This is a genomic window from Streptomyces sp. NPDC004539 (assembly GCF_040610055.1).
Classification (GTDB): Bacteria; Actinomycetota; Actinomycetes; order Streptomycetales; family Streptomycetaceae; genus Streptomyces.
In genome coordinates this window covers 163,763-180,800 of the sequence record NZ_JBEXLS010000024.1, presented here as the reverse complement: position 1 = coordinate 180,800, position 17,038 = coordinate 163,763, and the positions used below count along the sequence as shown (strand labels likewise).

The window sequence follows — 17,038 nt, the reverse complement described above, 5'->3', positions numbered from 1 at the left end:
GGCGCATTTTCCGCAAAGCCCGCATCAGCCCCAACCGACTCACGTCAATCGTGAAGGCGGTTCTCACCCTTGAGCGTCACCGCTGAAGATCCTTACTGATGGTGTCGGCGTGCGCCCACGTACAGACAGGCGGGCGCACGCCAGCAGAAGGTGCTGACCGATGTCTCCAAGTGCCCGATAAATCAGGGACCATGGTCCGCGTACGGTATGGCTCAGTGCAAGGAGAAGGAAGCCAAGGAGAACAGGCGCAGGACACTAGAGCCGCTCCGCCGCAGATCAGCGGAACAACCGCTGCCAAAGACCCCAAGCTTCCCAAGCCGAGGGCTCCGACGCAGTCGTCACGGCTCGGTCGTCGAGGCTTGCCCTGATCGACGGAGAGCAGCGTGGTTGAAGCCCGGAGGGGGGTACCGTGGCACACGCGCGCCTGATCGGTCGACGCACCAGACGTCGTAGCTGACTTTCGTGGGTGACCGTCCAACCGTTCCCCGTGGGGGCGGGGAGCGGAGCGCGTGCACCACAGCCGCACCAGATAGGGCGGGAAACAGCGGGGAACCACGAGGAAAGCGCCCGAGGCCGAGAGAGCCGAAGCAGCACCGTTCGCCCAGGTCAGAGCCAGAATCGTCCCTAAATGATCGCAGCTTCCCAAGCTGAGAGTGCGAGTTCGATTCTCGTCACCCGCTCCAACACTGAGGCCCAGGTCAGAGACCCGGGCCTTTTTGCTGTGCGTGGTCGTTCAGTTGTCGCCTGCCAGATTCGTGCCAGAAGGCCCGGGGTTGGGACCGTCGCCAGGTCGGCAGTCAGGCAGCTGCTCCCATGGTCGCCGGGAAGGCGGCCGGGATGACCGCGGCGGCTCGGTAGGTGATGCCGTGGCGCTGCTGGCCGTTGAACACCGATTCCCACGGACGGGCCACCAGGCCCGGCAGCGAGAGCGGCGAGCCGAGTATCAGGCCCTCGGAGACGCCACCCCCGGGGATGGTGACCTTGACCAGCGACGACTCTCCGTCCTCGATTGGGCCCGTGGCGCGCGGTGCCGTACCAGGAGAACGTGGCCGGGGGGGGCGAGGACCTGTCGCTGGACTACCAGGCGTTGATGGCCGTTGCCCACCTTCAGGTTGACGTTTTAGGGAGGAGTAGTCGTCGTCCCCGGGGTTGATCATCGTGCCGCCCCTCAGGCACGCCAACTCTCAACGTGTTCCCTGAGGTAGTCGGCGAGTTCGGGTGGATGGAGTTCGAGCTCTCTCACGGCTGACGCGTCCAACGTGACTCGCACCGGTGAGAAGTCGCCTGTGTCGGGATCATCGAGTTCGGGGCCGTTGCGGCGGTCGAGATCCATGTCCAGCACGTCAGCGCGGAAGAAGTGCTGGACGACGCTGACCTTGTCACCCGGCTCGGTCAGGGTCAGGAACTCGGTTGCCGGGCCGATCGTGGCACCGATCTCTTCCATCACTTCACGACGTAGGGCCGCCTCAAGGTCGACATCCTCAGCTTCAACGCCCCCACCGACGGTCGTGTAGTAGGAGGTGGCGCCCGGCCATCCTCGGCGCAGGAACACCAGCTGGCCGCCGTCGAGCAGAACCGCACGTACGTTGTGACGGACCTTCATGAATCCGACGGTAGCGTGCCCACTCCGGTGAGCAGGCCCGAACTGAACAGATCAGAACGGGCAACAGCGGCGGGGAATCACAGGGAAGGCTGCCGAGCCCGAGAGCCCCGCTCATCCACCGTTCATCCCGGTAAGCGCCTGGACCGCCCCCAAGCGTCCGCGACTTCCCAAGTTCGTGTCCCTCATGAGCTGCTCGGCGAGCCGCGAAGGGCGGGCCTCGATGTCAGAGCCGCACGGTACGGTCCGGCCTCATGGCTGAGAGACCGACGACGAATTGGCGCAGGTGCATAGCCCAGGAGGCAGCGGAGCTTGCCGCCGGCACCCTGGATTCCGACTGTGCGTGCTTTGCCGACCTGTTCCCCGATGAGCTTCTGTCGGCAACCGATGCCGTCCTGGACACCTTCGAGGCCGAGTTGCCCGCACTCGCCGAAGGAGACGGCGAACACGTCTTCGCCGCGGTGCAGCGCGTCGTCCTGGCCCTGAACGCGGTGAACGAAGCTCACGACGAGTGCGCCTTCGAGACCGATGAGCGCGAGCAGTTGTGTGCCTACATCGACGAGGCCCTCACCGAGCAAGGGGTCGACGTCGAGGCCCTGACCGCCAGGCGCGGACTCGGGCGACACGAGCTCACGGACCAGTGGCGGGACTGGTGAACAGGCTGCCGTCGTGACAGGTCAGGGCCTGCGACACCAACAGTCAAGGCGGCTAGGTTGAGGTCGTGGACGAAGAAGCGATCACCATCAGCCTCACGCACGATCAAGCACTCGTGCTGTCGGACTGGCTCTACCAAGTCATGTTCCAGTCCGACGACCTTCAGGGGATCGTGCGCGACCGAGCCGTCTGGTCCCCGATCTACACCCTTTCCGGAACGCTGGACACGACGCTCAGCGAGATCTTCATGCCTGACTACGGCCCGCGCCTCGAAGCGGCCAAGGAACGCCTCCGCGCCGGCCTGCACGGCGAAGCCGACGAGTCAACGGCGCTGAGCGGGGAATCACGGTGACAGGGACTCGGTCTGAAGATGCCGTCATCCGGCCGTTCGTCCAGGTCAGGGCCCAAGCCAACCCCAAGTGATCGCAGGTTCCCAAGCTGAGAGTGCGAGTTCGATTCTCGTCACTCGCTCCACGACAAGACCCAGGGTCGACGACCCGGGGGTTTTATTGTTCGAGCAACCCCCGAAGAGAGCCGGGGAGCGCAGCAAGAGCCGGGACGAGGTCCGGGAGGCCCCCCGTCAACCGTCGCTCCCGGATCTCCATCCCCGCCGGTCCGCCACCAGATCGCGCATCGCGCGTTGACCGGGGTATGAGTGAGCAAACCTGGGCGGCGCCGGCGGGCATGGTCCACCTGTCCGTCCGCCTCGCGGACCTGCATCGGCGACAAGACAGCTGGTACGGGTGGGTCCGTGCGTCCGCTCTGGCTCACCTGGCCGCGACGCCGGAGGCGGCTGCCGCGCTCAACAGCCTGCGGGGCTTTCTGCCTGACAGCCCGGAGAACCGGCGTCTCGAAGTCATGCTGCGTGAGCGGCCGGAGGACTTCGGGGCCGCGGGGGAGCCGCTCGTGCTGTGGGCCGAGCACATCGCGCCGCGTGTGCACCCGGACAACAGCAGGATGACCTTTCAGCTGGAAGGACTGGAATGCGTGAACGGATTCCAGACCCTCTGCCTCATCGCCCGTCTCGCCCTGGAACTGCCACCCGGCCACCTGGACCGGGCGTTCGCCCGGATCGACATCGAGACCGGACCTCCCGAGGAGAAGAAGCGACTCCGTCGCCTCCACTACGAGTCACACCTCTACGCCAACGCGATCCGCCCGCAGGACAACCTGGCCCGCTGCGAGCACCTGGCGCGCATCGCGGCCCAGTACCGGCAGGACGGCATCCGTTTCGACTGCCGCCGAGGGATCATCGCGGGGCCCCACTTGGCCAACGACCACGGCATCGCCACGGTCTTCCGTGCCCTCGCCTGTCTCCACCCCTCCTCCGGCCCCGAACTGATCCACACCGTCCGCACACCTGAAGGGCTCGACACCGTCTGGGCCGACCTCGACGGAACGCGGTATCGCAGTCTGATCCACGGCGCCGTGGATGCCCTGGGCGTCCAGCGAGCCGTCGAAACCTACACGACCGCGCTCGAAGTCATCGCCCGGTCGGACACCTCTTCCGTCAGGGCGCATCAGCACCTCGTCAGGTACGCCCCCGATCTGATCGTCTGGGCCGCCGGTCGACGGCTGCCGTTGCACGAACTGCACGTCAACGGCCGCCACCCCTTCAACTGGGGTGCCGTGAAACAGGACGAAGGCTTTCACCGCACCGTCAAGGCCGTGGTCAAGGACGCCGTCGACGCTTACGCGGCCATGTATCCGAAGGACGGCTCGCGGCAGAGGAAGTACAAGGACGAACTCGAACGATTCGACGTCTGGTCGGCGATCGCCGAGCAGCTGTCACGCTGGGCCAGGCTCTGACGGCGAGGGCGGCCAAGCGGTCGGGGCAAGCGCTGATATCCCGCCGAACCACCCTCACAAACCCCGCCCAACTGCCAAACTGCCCCGCAGAAAGGGGTACGACATGGGATTCGGCTTCCGCGTCGGTGTGCCAGGGATGAGTGTGCGGGTGTCGACGCGGGGTGTGCGTGCCTCTGTCGGGCCGCGGGCCGCGAGGGTCAGTGTCGGGACCGGCGGGGCGAGGGTGTCGTCCGGGCTCGGCCCCTTCTACGCGTCGAGTTCGCTCGGTGGTGGGCAGCGGCGGACGAGTACGCGGCGGACGACCGGATCGCGGGCGGTCGCTCCGTCGGCCGCGCAGTGGGAGCGGGCGCGCCGGCAGGCGGAGCGGGCCCGGCAGGAGGCGGAGCGGGAGGCCGCCGTCGCTGAACTGCGGGAGCTGAGGCGGCGGATGACGAGTGTGCATCTGGAGTCGTTTCCGGTGGCACGTCCGCCGGTCGTGCCGAACTCGCCTCAGTTGGGGCTGCCTTGGGCGCTTGCCGAGGCAAGGGCGTTCCATCTGGAGGGTGTTGGGCGGCTGGCCAGGGCGCAGAGGGGGACGGCGAGGCAGCGGGCGGAGCAGGACGCGCCCGTCTATCTGGCTGCGGAGACAGCCCGACTCCGGGAGATCCAGCGCCAGTTGACTGCGGAGGCGGATCACTGGTGGCGGGCTCTGCTCGCGAATGACGAGGACACCGTCTGCGAGGCGGTGAACTCCGCGTTCTCCGACAACCCGGCCGCCGGGTGTGCCGTAGGGGTGGACGGGGATGTGCTCTCCGTCGTCGTACGGCAGCCGGATCTCGACTCGTTGCCCGATCAGACGGCCGGGCTCACGCCCGGCGGGCGTCCGACGTTGAAGAGGCTGACCAAGCGGGAACGGGTCCTGTGGTGGCTGACGGCGCTGGGGGCCAATGTGGTCGCCACGCTGAAGGAGGGGTTCGCGACCGCGCCGGGTGTCATGGCGATCGATCTCGCCGTGCTGACCCGGCTGCCCGACACACAGCGGCTCGGCTTTGTGGCGTACGGCCGTTGGACGCGGCAGGCGGTGGAGTCGACGCCGTGGCGGGAGCCCGAGGACGCGCTGCGGTTCCAGGACATCGGGCAGGACGTCGTCTGCTCGGTCTCGGCGACGGCGTCGGGCAGCGGCGCGGTGAAGGCGCTGAGTACCGGGAGCGTGCCCGGACTTCAGAGCTTGCTCGACCATGCGCAGGACGAGTCCGATCTCGACGTCGCTCTCGGCGCCGGCGCACCGGACGACGGCCGGGCCGTGCTCGCCGATCCGTATCGGATCAGGCCGTTCGCCGAATGGCGGCGGGAGGCGGGATCGCCCACGCCGGTGGCCGGTTCCGTGGCGGCGGGATCGCCCACGCCGGGGGCCGGTTCCGTGACGGCGGGATCGCCCACGCCGGGGGCCGGTTCCGCGACGGCGGGATCGCCCACGCCGGGGGCCGGTTCCGCGACGGCGGGGCCGCCTCCGGTGCCCGCGGCCCCGCCCGTCCTCCCCGCCTCGCTCGTCCCCGGCCAGACCCTCGTCCTGCCCGAGGACGCCTGGCAGGGGCTGAGTATCGCCTTCGGTTTCGCGGGGGCGGAGGCGGACCTCACGCTCTTCCTGACCGGTGAGGACGGCCGGGTGAGCGCCGACGAGGACTTCGTCTTCTACCACCAGCCGTTCGCCGCGGACGGTGCCGTACGGCTTCTGGGCAAGCGGCAGGAGGGGCCGTGCCGCGTCGAACGCGCGACCGTTCATCTGGCTGCCCTGCCCGAGCGGGTGCGCCGCGTCGCCGTCGCGATCAACATGGACGTCGACACCGGGCTGAGCTGCGGCTCCCTCACCCACGCCGCGCTGCACCTGGACTGCGTGACCGGGGCGGCGTGGGCGTTCCGGCCGGCGGCGGACCCGGACATCAGAGCCATGGTCGTCGTCGAGCTGTATCGGCACACTGTCGACGGCTCGCCCGTGTGGAAGCTGCGGGCGCTCGGGCAGGGATGGGCGGACGGCCTCGACGGGCTCGCCAGGGCGTACGGGGTCGACGTCGAGTGAAGTCGGCGGGGTGCGGGTAGCGCCATCTCCCGTACTGAGGAGTGGAGTTCGGTCCCCGCCTCGCCCAAAGCGCCCCGGGCCCACCGGCATCGCTCTCCCCCACGCACCCGTATTTCCCTCGGAGTCCCCAACCCTCCCCCCGAACTCCCCGTCCCCCAGGCCCTACTGTGATCCCCACACCGCAAGCCCTGGAAAGGACGCCCCCTGATGACGCCCCTGAGCACCGGGGACCCGGAGTCGATAGGCGGATACACGCTCCTCGGGCGGCTCGGGGCCGGCGGTATGGGGGTCGTCTATCTCGGGGTGTCCGCGTCGGGGCGGCAGGTGGCGGTGAAGCTGGTGAGGGGGGCGTACGCGGAAGAGGAGGAGTTCCGGACGAGGTTCCGGCAGGAGATCGCGGCGGCCAGGCGGGTGAGCGGAGCGTTCACCGCCCCGGTCGTCGACGCCGATCCGGACGCCGAGCGGCCGTGGATGGCGACGCTGTACGTACCGGGGCTCAATCTCGCCGAAGTCGTGCAGAAAGAGGGCCCGTTGGGGCTGAAGGGGCTGCGCGCTCTGGGGCTCGGGCTGACCGAGGCGCTGCGGGACATCCACCGAGTCGGCCTGGTGCACCGGGACTTGAAGCCGGGGAACGTCCTGATGACGGAGGACGGACCGCGGGTCATCGACTTCGGCATCTCGCGCGCGGAGGACCATCAGAGCCTGACGACGACGGGGCGGATGATCGGTACGCCGCCCTTCATGTCGCCGGAGCAGATGGCCTCGCCCCGGGACGTCACGCCCGCCTCGGACGTCTTCTCGCTGGGCTCGCTGCTGGTGTACGCGGCCGTCGGCGCGGGCCCGTTCGACTCCGACAGCCCCTACATCACCGGCTACCAGGTGGCGTTCGGGGTACCGGACCTCGCCGGAGTGCCGGACCCGCTCCTCGGCATCGTGGAGCGCTGCCTCGACAAGGACCCTGCCGCGAGGCCCGAGTTGACGGTCGTACAGCGCGTGCTCCAGGAGCTGCCGGAGACCGGGAGCGACGACCGTCCCACGGTCCCCGGGGGCCGCCGCGCCGCTTCTCCGGCAGCGGTGACGGCGGTGACAGCGGTTACTGCACCAACGCGTACGACGCCGGCGGCGGCAACGCCGACTTCTGCGACGCCCGCGGTCCCGCCCCCGACGACCACGGCCCCCGAACCCCCCGGCTCCGCCTCCCGCAGGCGGCGCCTCCTTCTCATCGCCCTGGCCGCCGCCCTCGCCGTGACGGGCCTGTCCGTCGGCCTGGGCCTCACCCTGTCCGAACCCGAACCGGATGCCCCCACTCCCGGGCCCACCACCCGCACCGCGTCGCTCCCCGCCGGCTGGAAGCCCTGGCAGGTAGCTCTCAGGTACGACGTGAAGGGCATCCCCCTGGACTACAACACCCCCGGCTGCGTGACGAAGGACAACGCCCTCTACTGCGGGGGTACGGGTTTCACGGCCGCCCGGCTCGACGCGGCCACCGGCCGCACCCTGTGGCGCGAAGGCACCCGCCCGCAGGGGGTCCGCCCGATCGGCGTCCGCGACGGTCTCGTCTACACCTACGAGGAGCCGGACGACTCCGTCCGGCGCCTGGTGGCTCTCGACACCACCACAGGCGAACGGAGTTGGCAGCACGACATCAGCCGGTCCGAGCCGGCGGTCCCGTACGGCGCCGGGTTGCTGACGCTCTCCCCGGACCACTCGGAGTTCGTGGCGTACGGCCCGTCCGGCAAGGAGTTGTGGCGGGCACCCTCGTTGGACGACTACTGCACCCCCTCGGTACTAGGGGATGTCCCGTACGTCCTGTGCGAGCAGGGCACCGAGCCCGGCCAGGCGCCGGTCGAGCTGATGACCGTCGCGGCGGACAGCCTCACCTCGCTGGCCACCCTCCCCCAGAAGTCCCTGGCGCTCGGCGCGGTCGAGGGGCGCCCTCTGTTCCTCGCGCCTCAGACCACGAAGGACGTGTACGAGGCAGGGTACGAGCGGCCGTACAACGCGCTGCTGAGCGTGGACCCGGAGACCGGGAAGGTCACCCGCGTGCCCTTCGCGCGGGCGCTGACGGGGGCGGCGACCCTGGTGGACGGGGTCGTCTACTTCGCCCGGTCGGACGGGACGGTCACCGCGGTGTCGGCGGCCGACGGCAGACAGCTCTGGCAGAAGGTGACCGACGTGGAGAACCTGTCCGCGCCGGTCGTGTCGGCGGCGTACCGGCGGGTGTACTTCGCCAACCGGTTCGGCCGGCTGCTGGCGCTGGACAGCCGGACGGGGGCGGAGGTCTGGCGGACCTCCGCGCTGGACGATCCCGGGGACAAGACGGAGAACCATCCCCCTCAGGTACTACTGGTGGGGGACGCGATCGTGGCGACGGCGGGGGACACGGCGTTCTCCCGAAGCCCGGACGGACCGAAGTAGCCCTTTTGTCCCACCGGACTGCTGCCGTCTCCCCCGTACCGGCCTCTCCAACCCTCCCCATGTCCCCGAAATCCCCCGGATATGTCCGTGATCCGTAACGGAGGGAGCGCCGGGGCGCCGGAGCCCGTCATGTCAGGTGGCCGCAAGGTGACCGGGCACCGGCGGCGAACTGGGCGAGAGTGGGGCGGACATGGCGCGGCACAACAACGGGCGGGGTTGGTACACCAAGGTCGTGGGTGCGGCGCTCGGCGTGACCATACTCGCGGCCGGAGCGGCGGCATGGTCCGCGCAGGCCGGTGTCGTGGGCGGCGGGTCGGCGCCCAAGGCGGGGGCGAGCGCGTCGAGTTCGGCTTCGGCCGGTGCCGCCGTGAAGGCCGTGGACATCAGCATCGCGCACGCCTCGGACGCGGGGCCGCGCGGTGTGAACATCACCATCGACGACGGGCCCGACCCGGTGTGGACGCCCCAAATGCTGGACATCCTCAAGGAGTTCGGGGTGAAGGCGACGTTCTGCATGGTGGGGACGCAGGCGCAGGCGCACCCGGATCTCGTGAAGCAGGTCGTCGCGGCGGGGCACCGGCTGTGCGACCACTCGGTGTCGCACGACACCTCCATGGACAAGAAGTCCGAGGCGTACCAGTCGCAGCAGATCCTCGACGCCGAGCGGATGATCACCGAGGCGTCCGGGGGCGTGCGGCCGATGTACTACCGGGCACCCGGCGGGGCGTTCACGCCGTACAGCCGCAAGCTCGCCGCCTCCCGGGGGATGCGTCCGCTGGGCTGGAACGTGGACACGAAGGACTTCGAGCGGCCGGGGACGGACGCGATCGTCGCCACGGTCGAGCGGGAGCTGCCGAACGGGCCGACGCTGCTGTTCCACGACGCGGGCGGGGACCGGTCGGAGACGGCCGCGGCGCTGCGGAGGGTGCTGCCCCGGCTGAAGGAGGAGGGGTATGTCTTCGGGTTCCCGGTGCGGTAGGACCTGAGAGGTACGGGGCTCCCCCTGAGGCGTACCAGCAGCCACTTGCGGCAATGCTTAGGCAAGGCTTACCTTAGCTAACTGCACCACCCAGGGTCCGGACCGTCACCGCGGTCCGCCCGCGGCGAGCGCTTCACTGTCGCAGCCTGGCCGTTCGCTGCCGGAACTCCGCCATGGGACCCGCACTTGAATCACGCCACGTTCGGTCTGTACGACCCTGCCCGCGACCACAGCGACTGTGGCGTGGGGTTCATCACCCGCCTCGACGGGGTGCCGAGTCACGACGTCATCCTCAAGGGCCACGAGGCCCTCTGCGCCATTCCGCACCGCGGCGGCAAGTCCGCCGAGGGGGTCGGGGACGGCGCGGGAGTGAGCGTCGACCTGTCGGTGGAGTTCTTCGGGGCGCTCACCGGGACGCGGCTGGAGGCGGGCCGCTTCGGGGTCGCGAACTGCTTCGTACCGAGCGAGGCTGCGCCGCGTGAGAAGGCGGTGCGGCTGGTCGGCCGGTGCCTCGCCGAGGAGGGGTTCGAGACCCTGCTCGTCAGAGACGTACCCGTGGACCATTCGGTGGCCCGCCCCGCCGCCGAGAAGTACCAACTCCCCCTCGTCCAGTGGGTCTTCCGCGCCCCGGAGAGCTGGGGGCGGGCCGAGGTCGACGCCGCCGCGCACCGCGCCCTGCTCGCCGTCGAGAAGAACGCCTACGGCGACGACACGTCGTACGCCGGTCTGTACCCGCTGTCGCTGAGCGCGCGTACACAGGTGCTGAAGGGGCGGCTCAACTCCGGTGAGGTGATCGGGTACTTCAGGGATCTCGCGGACCCCCGGCACTCCGTCCGCACGCTCTACTTCCACACCCGCTTCTCGACGAACACCGAGCCGCACCCCACGATGGCGCAGCCGTTCCGGCTGATGGCGCACAACGGGGAGCTGAACACCGACCGCAAGAACCGGCTGAGCGACGAGGCCCTCGCTCGCGCCCGGACGCGCAGCATCGTGCGCCCGCCGGGCCAGTCGGACTCCAGCCGGCTCGACCAGACGCTCCAGAGCCGGGTGTTCGACGACGGCCTCGACCTCGTGGAGGCGGTCGTCTCGCTGATGCCGCCCGCCTGGGAGAACGACCGCTCGTTGCCGGACTCCGTGCGGGACATGCTGGAGTACTTCTCGCTGTACGAGGAGAAGAACGACGGCCCGGCCGCCGTGATCTTCAGCGACGGGGACGTCGTCGGCGCGCGCCTGGACCGGCTGGGACTGCGTCCGCTGCGTACGGTCGAGACGGCCGAGTACCTCGTCGTCGCGTCGGAGGCGGGCCAAGTCCCCTTCCCCGACGCCGAGGTGGTGCACCGGGGCCGGATCGAGGCGGGCGGCATGCTCGTCGTCGACCACCGCACGGGACGCCGGATGCGCACGCGCGAGATCCTCGACGCGCTCGCCGCGCGGCGGCCGTATCCCCAACTCCTGGAGCGGGCCCGGGTGAACCTGGACGACCTGCCCGCCCCCGACTACAACCGCGGTGCCACGACGCTGGGTTACGACGGTGACCTCACCCTGGCCGGGCGGTACGTCGCGTACTCGCTGAACCAGGAGAGTTTCCGGTTCATGCTCGACCCGATGCTCGCCGACGGGTCGGAGCGGATCTCGGCGATGGGCTACGGCAACGCCATCAACGCGCTCAGCGACACCGAGGGCGGCATGGCGAAGTACTTCTCGCAGCGGTTCGCCCAGGTCACCAACCCGCCGCTGGACAGCATCCGCGAGGCCGACGGGATGAGCATGCGGGTCGCGCTCGGCCCGAAGCCGGACGGGACCGGGAGCGCCGGTGGACGGCAACTCGTCCTGTCGTCGCCGGTGCTGGGCCACCTCGACATGGTCCGGCTGCGCGACCAGGGCGTCGTCCCCCTCCAGCGGTTCGGCATGCTCTACGCCCCTGTCCCCAGCCAAGAGGACGCCAACGCCGACGCGTTGCGCACCGCCCTCGACGAACTCTGCGACGCCGTGCAGAGGTTCGCTGCCGAGCGGGGCGGCATCGCACTGCTCAGCGACCGGGCGATCTCCTCGACTCGGGCCCCGCTGCCGGTGATCCTCGCCGTCGCGGCGGTGAACCAGCGTCTGATCGAGACGGGGCTGCGGCTGCGGGTCTCGCTCGTCGTGGAGAGCGGGCAGCTGGCGTCATCTCACCACGTCGCCACGGCACTCGGGTTCGGCGCCTCCGCCGTCTACAGCCTGAGCGCGCGGCTGCGGGCCGAGGAGAAGTACCCGAGCGCGCCCGCCCCGGCAGGTGAAATCACCGCCACCGACCGGGCGTTGGCCAAGTTCCGCAAGGCGGCCGAGAAGTCCCTCGCGAAGACGATGGGCCGGGTCGGACTGTGCACCGCCGAGAGCTACATCGGCGGCGAGTTCTTCGAGCCGAACTACCTCGACACCCGGGACGACGTGTTCGCGCGGATCTTCCCGCACATGGAGGCGCCGGTCGGCGGGGTCGGGTTCGCGCGGATCGCGCAGGCCGCGACCGACTGGCACGAGCGGGCCCGTGCCGTGCGGAACGAGCAACAGGTGCCGCTGCTGGGCCTGTTCAAGGAGCGGTCCGACGGCGCAGGGCACTCGTTCGGCGTGAACGCGGTACGCGGGTTCGGCGGAATGACCGAGGAGCGGCCGGAGTTCGCCCGCGACGGTGACTCGGACGCGCTGCGGCTGCTCACGCTCGGGCAGCTCGACGACGCGTTCGGCATCACCGACGCGGCCTACCGCGAGACCGGGTACGACGCGCTCAGCGACGCCGAGATCGACGCGTTCCGGATCACGCCGGGGTACCGGGCGTTCCTGCGGACCACACACGAGGAGCGTTCACGCCGGCCTGCCGCGCTGCGGGACGTCCTCGCGTTGCCGGCGGACGTGACGGGGATGCGGACGGCCGAGGAGTTCGCGCGGGAGTTGGGGCGGTTCTCGACGACGGGGAACGCGAGTGTGACGGTTCGGGGGGTGGTGGTCGCGTCGGCGAGCGGTAGCACTTCAGCAAGTCCCTTTGATGCGAGGACTGTTGGGGTACGCGCTGCCGACACCGTCCGTCTCCGCCTCGCCTCCCCCACCCCCGACCCCACCGCCCATCACGCCGCCCTCGCCGCCGGTCTCGCGCTGGCCCACCCGGGCGAGGTCGAGACGCTGGAGGCCGGGCCCGACGGTGTCACCGTCGTCGTCACCGGTACGGCCGCGCGGCTCGTCGCGCTCCTGAGCCCGGCCCCCGACAGCGTCCCCCTCGACGAGGTGCAGCCGGCGCACGAGATCACGCGTTCCCTGGCGTCCGGCGCGATGAGCCACGGCGCGCTGGTGGCGACGGCGCACGAGGCGGTGGCGCACGGTACGAACATGGTCGGCGGGATGTCCAACTCCGGTGAGGGCGGGGAACATTACTCGCGCTACGGCACGATCAGGGGTTCGCGGATCAAGCAGTTCGCGTCGGGCCGGTTCGGGATCTGGGCGGGGTATCTCGCGGACCCGATGCTCCAGGAGCTGGAGATCAAGATCGGGCAGGGCGCGAAGCCGGGCGAGGGCGGGCAGTTGCCCGCGCCGAAGGTCACCGTGGACATCGCGGCGGCGCGCGGCGGGACGCCCGGCATCGAGCTGATCTCGCCGCCGCCGCACCACGACACCTATTCCATCGAGGACTTGGCGCAGTTGATCCACGACTGCAAGGCCGCGCGGGTGCGGGTCGTCGTGAAGCTGGTGTCCTCGGAGGGCATCGGCACGATCGCGGTCGGCGTCGCGAAGGCGGGCGCGGACGTCATCAACGTGGCCGGAAACACCGGCGGTACGGGTGCGGCGGCGGTCACCAGCCTCAAGTACGCGGGCCGTTCGGCGGAGATCGGTGTCGCCGAGGTGCATCAGGCGCTCGTCGCCAACGGCCTGCGGCAGAAGGTCGTCCTGCGCTGTTCCGGCGCGCACCAGACCGGTGGGGACGTCGTCACCTCCGCTCTACTGGGCGCCGACAGCTTCGAGTTCGGGACGACCGCGCTGATGATGCTGGGCTGTGTCATGGCGAAGAACTGCAACGTGAAGTGCCCAGCGGGCCTCACGACGAACCCCGAGGTCTTCGAGGGCGACCCGCGTGCGCTGGCCCAGTACCTGCTGAACATCGCGCACGACGTCCGGCAGATCCTCGCCCGGCTCGGGCTGCGTTCGCTGCGGGAGGCCCGGGGCCGCGCCGATCTGCTGCAACTCCTGGACCACCCGGCGAGCGTGGGCCGTCTCGACGTGCGCAGGCTGCTGGCGTGGGTGCCGGAGAAGACCGTGTCCGAACCGGAGTACCTGGAGAAGGACTTCACGACCGACGACGCCCTCATCGAGCACGTCCGGGCCGCGCTGCTGGAACGCCGTGAGCCGTCCGTGCTCGTCGAGGGCGTCCAACTCGGCAACAGTGACAAGTCCGTTGGCGGGCAGCTCGGCATCGATGTCGAACGGCTCCTGAATCACAGGGACTTGGCGGGCTTGAGGGACGTCCCGGCCGTCCTCACCGACGACCGGGGCAGGCGGCGGCTCGTCGACGGCGCCGTACGTATTCGTACGAGTGGGTCGGCCGGGCAGTCGTACGGGGTGTTCTGCAACGACGGGATCACCCTCGAACACACGGGGACGGCGAACGACGGGGTCGGGAAGAGTCAGAGCGGTGGGCGGATCGTCGTGCGGGCGCCGGGTGGTGGGGATGCCGGGCGGGGCGGGAACGTGCTGGTCGGGAACTTCGCGCTGTTCGGGGCGACCGGTGGGCGGACGTTCGTGCAGGGCGAGGCCGGTGACCGGTTCGCGGTGCGCAACTCCGGTGCCACGGCGGTCGTCGAGGGGCTCGGGGACTTCGGCTGCGAGTACATGACCGGCGGGACGGTGCTCAACCTCGGCGGGTTCGGCAAGGGTCTCGGCAACGGGATGAGCGGCGGATTCCTCTACCAGTACGACCCCGAAGGGGAGTTGGCCGGACGGGTGAGCGGCGACTCGCTGCTCGTGTTCCCGGTGACGGAGACCGAACACGGCGCCTTCCACGAGGAAGCCGTACGCCTGCTGCTGAGTTGGCACGTCGAGGCGACCAACTCGCCGCTCGCCGCACGCCTCTTGGAGAACTGGGAGGCCGAACGGCGTTATGTCTACTGCGGGATGCCCCGCTCGCTGCTCCTGTACCAGGACGCGACGGAGATTCTCGCGGCGGCGACCCGGCCCCAACTCCTGGACGAACTCGCGACGTCGATCGCCTCCGACAAACTGCGGGCGTTCAAGGTCGACTACCGGGACCGCCGCACGGTCCTCGACGGGCGGGCGCCCGCCTTCGGTGACCGGGGCAGCGACGACATGTTCTCGCTGCTGTCGTCGTACACCGTGCTCGGTGTCGCGCAGGACCTCGCGCTGAAGCGGGTGCCGGGGGCGAGCGGGCCGGACGATCCCCGGGTCGCCGCGGCCGTCCGCAACCTCGTCCTCACCGAGGACTTCTTCGTCAAGCAGCGTGTCGTGAAGTACCTGCGGGCGGCCCTGGAGCGGTTCGACGACGGGGAGTTGGCGACGCTCATCGCGATCAAGCGGCTCGACGACTACAAGTCGGCCCTGCGGCAGCGCAACAACCTGAGCGTGGACGCGCCCGGTACGTACGGCTGGATTCTCCACCAGAACACCAAGAACGCAGGCCGTGTACGGGCCGCCCGGTTCGACGAGTTGCTGGCGAACGCCGCGCTCGCCGACATCGCCGGACGGCTCGCCCCGCAGGCCCCGACCGAGGCGGTGACCGCATGACCGTCATGCCCCCGACCGGCACGCTGATCCCGGCCGACGCCCCGTTCTCCGCCGCACAGGAGGCGTGGCTCGCCGGGTTCGTGGCGGGAATCGCCGCCGCCGGACGGCGAGTCGAGGGCGAGGCGCCCGCCGCACCCGCCGTGACGGTCGACGTCCTGTACGGGACACAGACCGGCAACGCCGAGTTCCTCGCCGGTGAACTCGTCGCCGGTGCACGGCGGTTGGGGTTCGGTGCCGCGTCCGTCGCGCTCGACGACGTGACGCCCGAGCGTCTCGCCGCCATGTCGTACGCCCTCGTCGTGACTTCCACCTACGGCGAGGGTGAGATGCCGGACAACGCGGGGTTGTTCTGGGCGGCGCTCCAGACGGACGCGGCACCTCGGCTGGAGGGGCTGAAGTACGCCGTGCTCGGGCTCGGGGACCGGGGGTACGACGAGTTCTGTCAGGCGGCGAAGCTGGTCGACACCCGGTTCGAGCAGCTCGGCGCGGTGCGGCTGCACGAACGGGCCGACTGTGACGTGGAGTTCGAGGAGGACGCCGCCGCGTGGACGGCGGGGGTGCTGGAGCGGCTCGTCGCCGAGACCGGGATCTCCACGGCGTCCTCGGCCTCGGCCGCGCAGCAGCCGGCGCCCCGCCCGGCCCGCTCCCCCTGGAACCGGCGCACCCCGTACCCCTCGCGGCTCGCCGTGAACCGCCTGCTGTCCAAGGCGGGCAGCGCGAAGGAGATCCGGCACTACGAGTTCGACCTCGGAGACAGCGGGATCACGTACGAGGCGGGGGACGCGCTGGCCGTCGTCCCCGTCAACGACGACGCGCTCGTCGAGGCGCTCGCGGAGTTCCTGGGCCACGGCGGCGACGCACAACTTCTGCATACGGAACGGGAGATACGCGTCCCGTCGAAGGAGCTGATCGCCGACCTCGTCGAGCGGGCGCCGCAGAGCGAGCTGGCCTCGGTCGTGGCGCACGGCGACCGGGCCGATCTGGAGTCGTGGCTGTGGGGCCGGGACGTCCTCGATCTGCTGCGGGACGCCGGGGCGGGCATGCTGACGTACGACGAACTCCTGCCTCTGCTGCGGCCGTTGCAGGCACGGCAGTACTCGATCTCCTCAAGTCCCCTCGCCCATGCGGGCCGTGTGCATCTCACGGTCGCGTCCGTGCGGTACGGGCGGCACGGCGGTGTCGCCTCGACGTACCTCGCGGACCGGGTCGGTGCGGGCGGCGACGTGGGGGTGTACGTCCAGCCGAACGCCTCCTTCAGCGTTCCCGCCGACGACGTCCCGATCGTCATGATCGGGCCCGGCACCGGGATCGCTCCCTTCCGCGGGTTCCTCCACGAGCGGGCAGCGCGAGGTGCCGCCGGGCGCAACTGGCTGTTCTTCGGCGACCAGCACCGCGCCCACGACCACGTCTACGAGGACGAGTTGACCGAACTGAGCCGTCGGGGCGTACTCACCGAGCTCGACCTCGCGTTCTCCCGGGACCAGGCCGAGAAGGTGTACGTGCAGACCCGGATGCGGGAGCGGGCACGGGAGTTGTACGCGTGGCTGGAGGACGGGGCGTACGTCTACCTCTGCGGTGACGCCTCCCGGATGGCGAAGGACGTCGAGGCGGCCCTGCTCGGTGTCGTCGGCTCGCAGCGGGGGCGTGGGGACGATGACGCCGCCGAGTATCTGGCGGGTCTGCGGCGGGCCAAGCGCTATGTACGGGACGTGTACTGAGCATGGACGGGTGTTCGTTCGAAGGGTGCTGCGGCGGTGGG

Annotated in this window: 9 protein-coding genes and 2 pseudogenes; 9 read left to right on the top strand and 2 right to left on the bottom strand. The window is 70.2% G+C overall.

Going from position 1 to position 17,038, the window contains the following annotated elements; translation table 11 throughout:
* Positions 1–86: pseudogene (locus tag ABZX85_RS37895) on the top strand (IS5/IS1182 family transposase); the annotation flags it as partial.
* A 711-nt stretch (positions 87–797) separates the two neighbouring features.
* On the opposite strand, the pseudogene ABZX85_RS37890 reads toward ABZX85_RS37895, so the two are convergent.
* Both ABZX85_RS37890 and ABZX85_RS37885 read right to left on the bottom strand, forming a co-directional pair.
* Positions 798–1,010, bottom strand: a pseudogene (locus ABZX85_RS37890) (hypothetical protein); the annotation flags it as partial.
* A 158-nt stretch (positions 1,011–1,168) separates the two neighbouring features.
* The gene (locus ABZX85_RS37885) at positions 1,169–1,603 is read right to left on the bottom strand and encodes an NUDIX domain-containing protein (protein WP_355879447.1); all 435 of its coding nucleotides are present in this window, start codon (positions 1,601–1,603) and stop codon (positions 1,169–1,171) included.
* A 251-nt stretch (positions 1,604–1,854) separates the two neighbouring features.
* On the opposite strand from ABZX85_RS37885, the gene ABZX85_RS37880 reads away from it, so the two are divergent.
* The 8 genes from ABZX85_RS37880 to ABZX85_RS37845 all read left to right on the top strand — a co-directional run bounded on the left by ABZX85_RS37880 (position 1,855) and on the right by ABZX85_RS37845 (position 16,997).
* Positions 1,855–2,256 (top strand): hypothetical protein, encoded by a 402-nt coding sequence (locus tag ABZX85_RS37880; RefSeq protein WP_355879444.1) that lies wholly within the window; start codon positions 1,855–1,857, stop codon positions 2,254–2,256.
* Between the two features lie 65 nt (positions 2,257–2,321).
* On the top strand, positions 2,322–2,606 hold the full coding sequence (locus tag ABZX85_RS37875) for a hypothetical protein (protein ID WP_355879441.1): 285 nt from the start codon (positions 2,322–2,324) through the stop codon (positions 2,604–2,606).
* Between the two features lie 299 nt (positions 2,607–2,905).
* The gene (locus ABZX85_RS37870) at positions 2,906–4,063 is read left to right on the top strand and encodes a hypothetical protein (RefSeq protein WP_355879438.1); all 1,158 of its coding nucleotides are present in this window, start codon (positions 2,906–2,908) and stop codon (positions 4,061–4,063) included.
* 223 nt (positions 4,064–4,286) lie between these two features.
* A complete protein-coding gene (locus ABZX85_RS37865) occupies positions 4,287–6,119 on the top strand; it encodes a TerD family protein (RefSeq protein ID WP_355879435.1) in 1,833 nt (610 codons plus the stop codon).
* 207 nt (positions 6,120–6,326) lie between these two features.
* Positions 6,327–8,537 carry a PQQ-binding-like beta-propeller repeat protein gene (locus ABZX85_RS37860; protein ID WP_355879432.1) on the top strand — a complete coding sequence of 737 codons (2,211 nt, stop codon included), beginning with the start codon at positions 6,327–6,329 and terminating at the stop codon, positions 8,535–8,537.
* A 190-nt stretch (positions 8,538–8,727) separates the two neighbouring features.
* Positions 8,728–9,516, top strand: a complete 789-nt coding sequence (locus ABZX85_RS37855; protein ID WP_355879429.1) for a polysaccharide deacetylase family protein — start codon at positions 8,728–8,730, stop codon at positions 9,514–9,516.
* Between the two features lie 186 nt (positions 9,517–9,702).
* On the top strand, positions 9,703–15,279 hold the full coding sequence (locus ABZX85_RS37850; RefSeq protein WP_355879427.1) for a glutamate synthase-related protein: 5,577 nt from the start codon (positions 9,703–9,705) through the stop codon (positions 15,277–15,279).
* Positions 15,276–16,997 (top strand): sulfite reductase flavoprotein subunit alpha, encoded by a 1,722-nt coding sequence (locus ABZX85_RS37845; protein ID WP_355879424.1) that lies wholly within the window; start codon positions 15,276–15,278, stop codon positions 16,995–16,997. The genes ABZX85_RS37850 and ABZX85_RS37845 overlap by 4 nt, the downstream gene beginning before the upstream one ends.
* Positions 16,998–17,038: the final 41 nt, after the last annotated feature.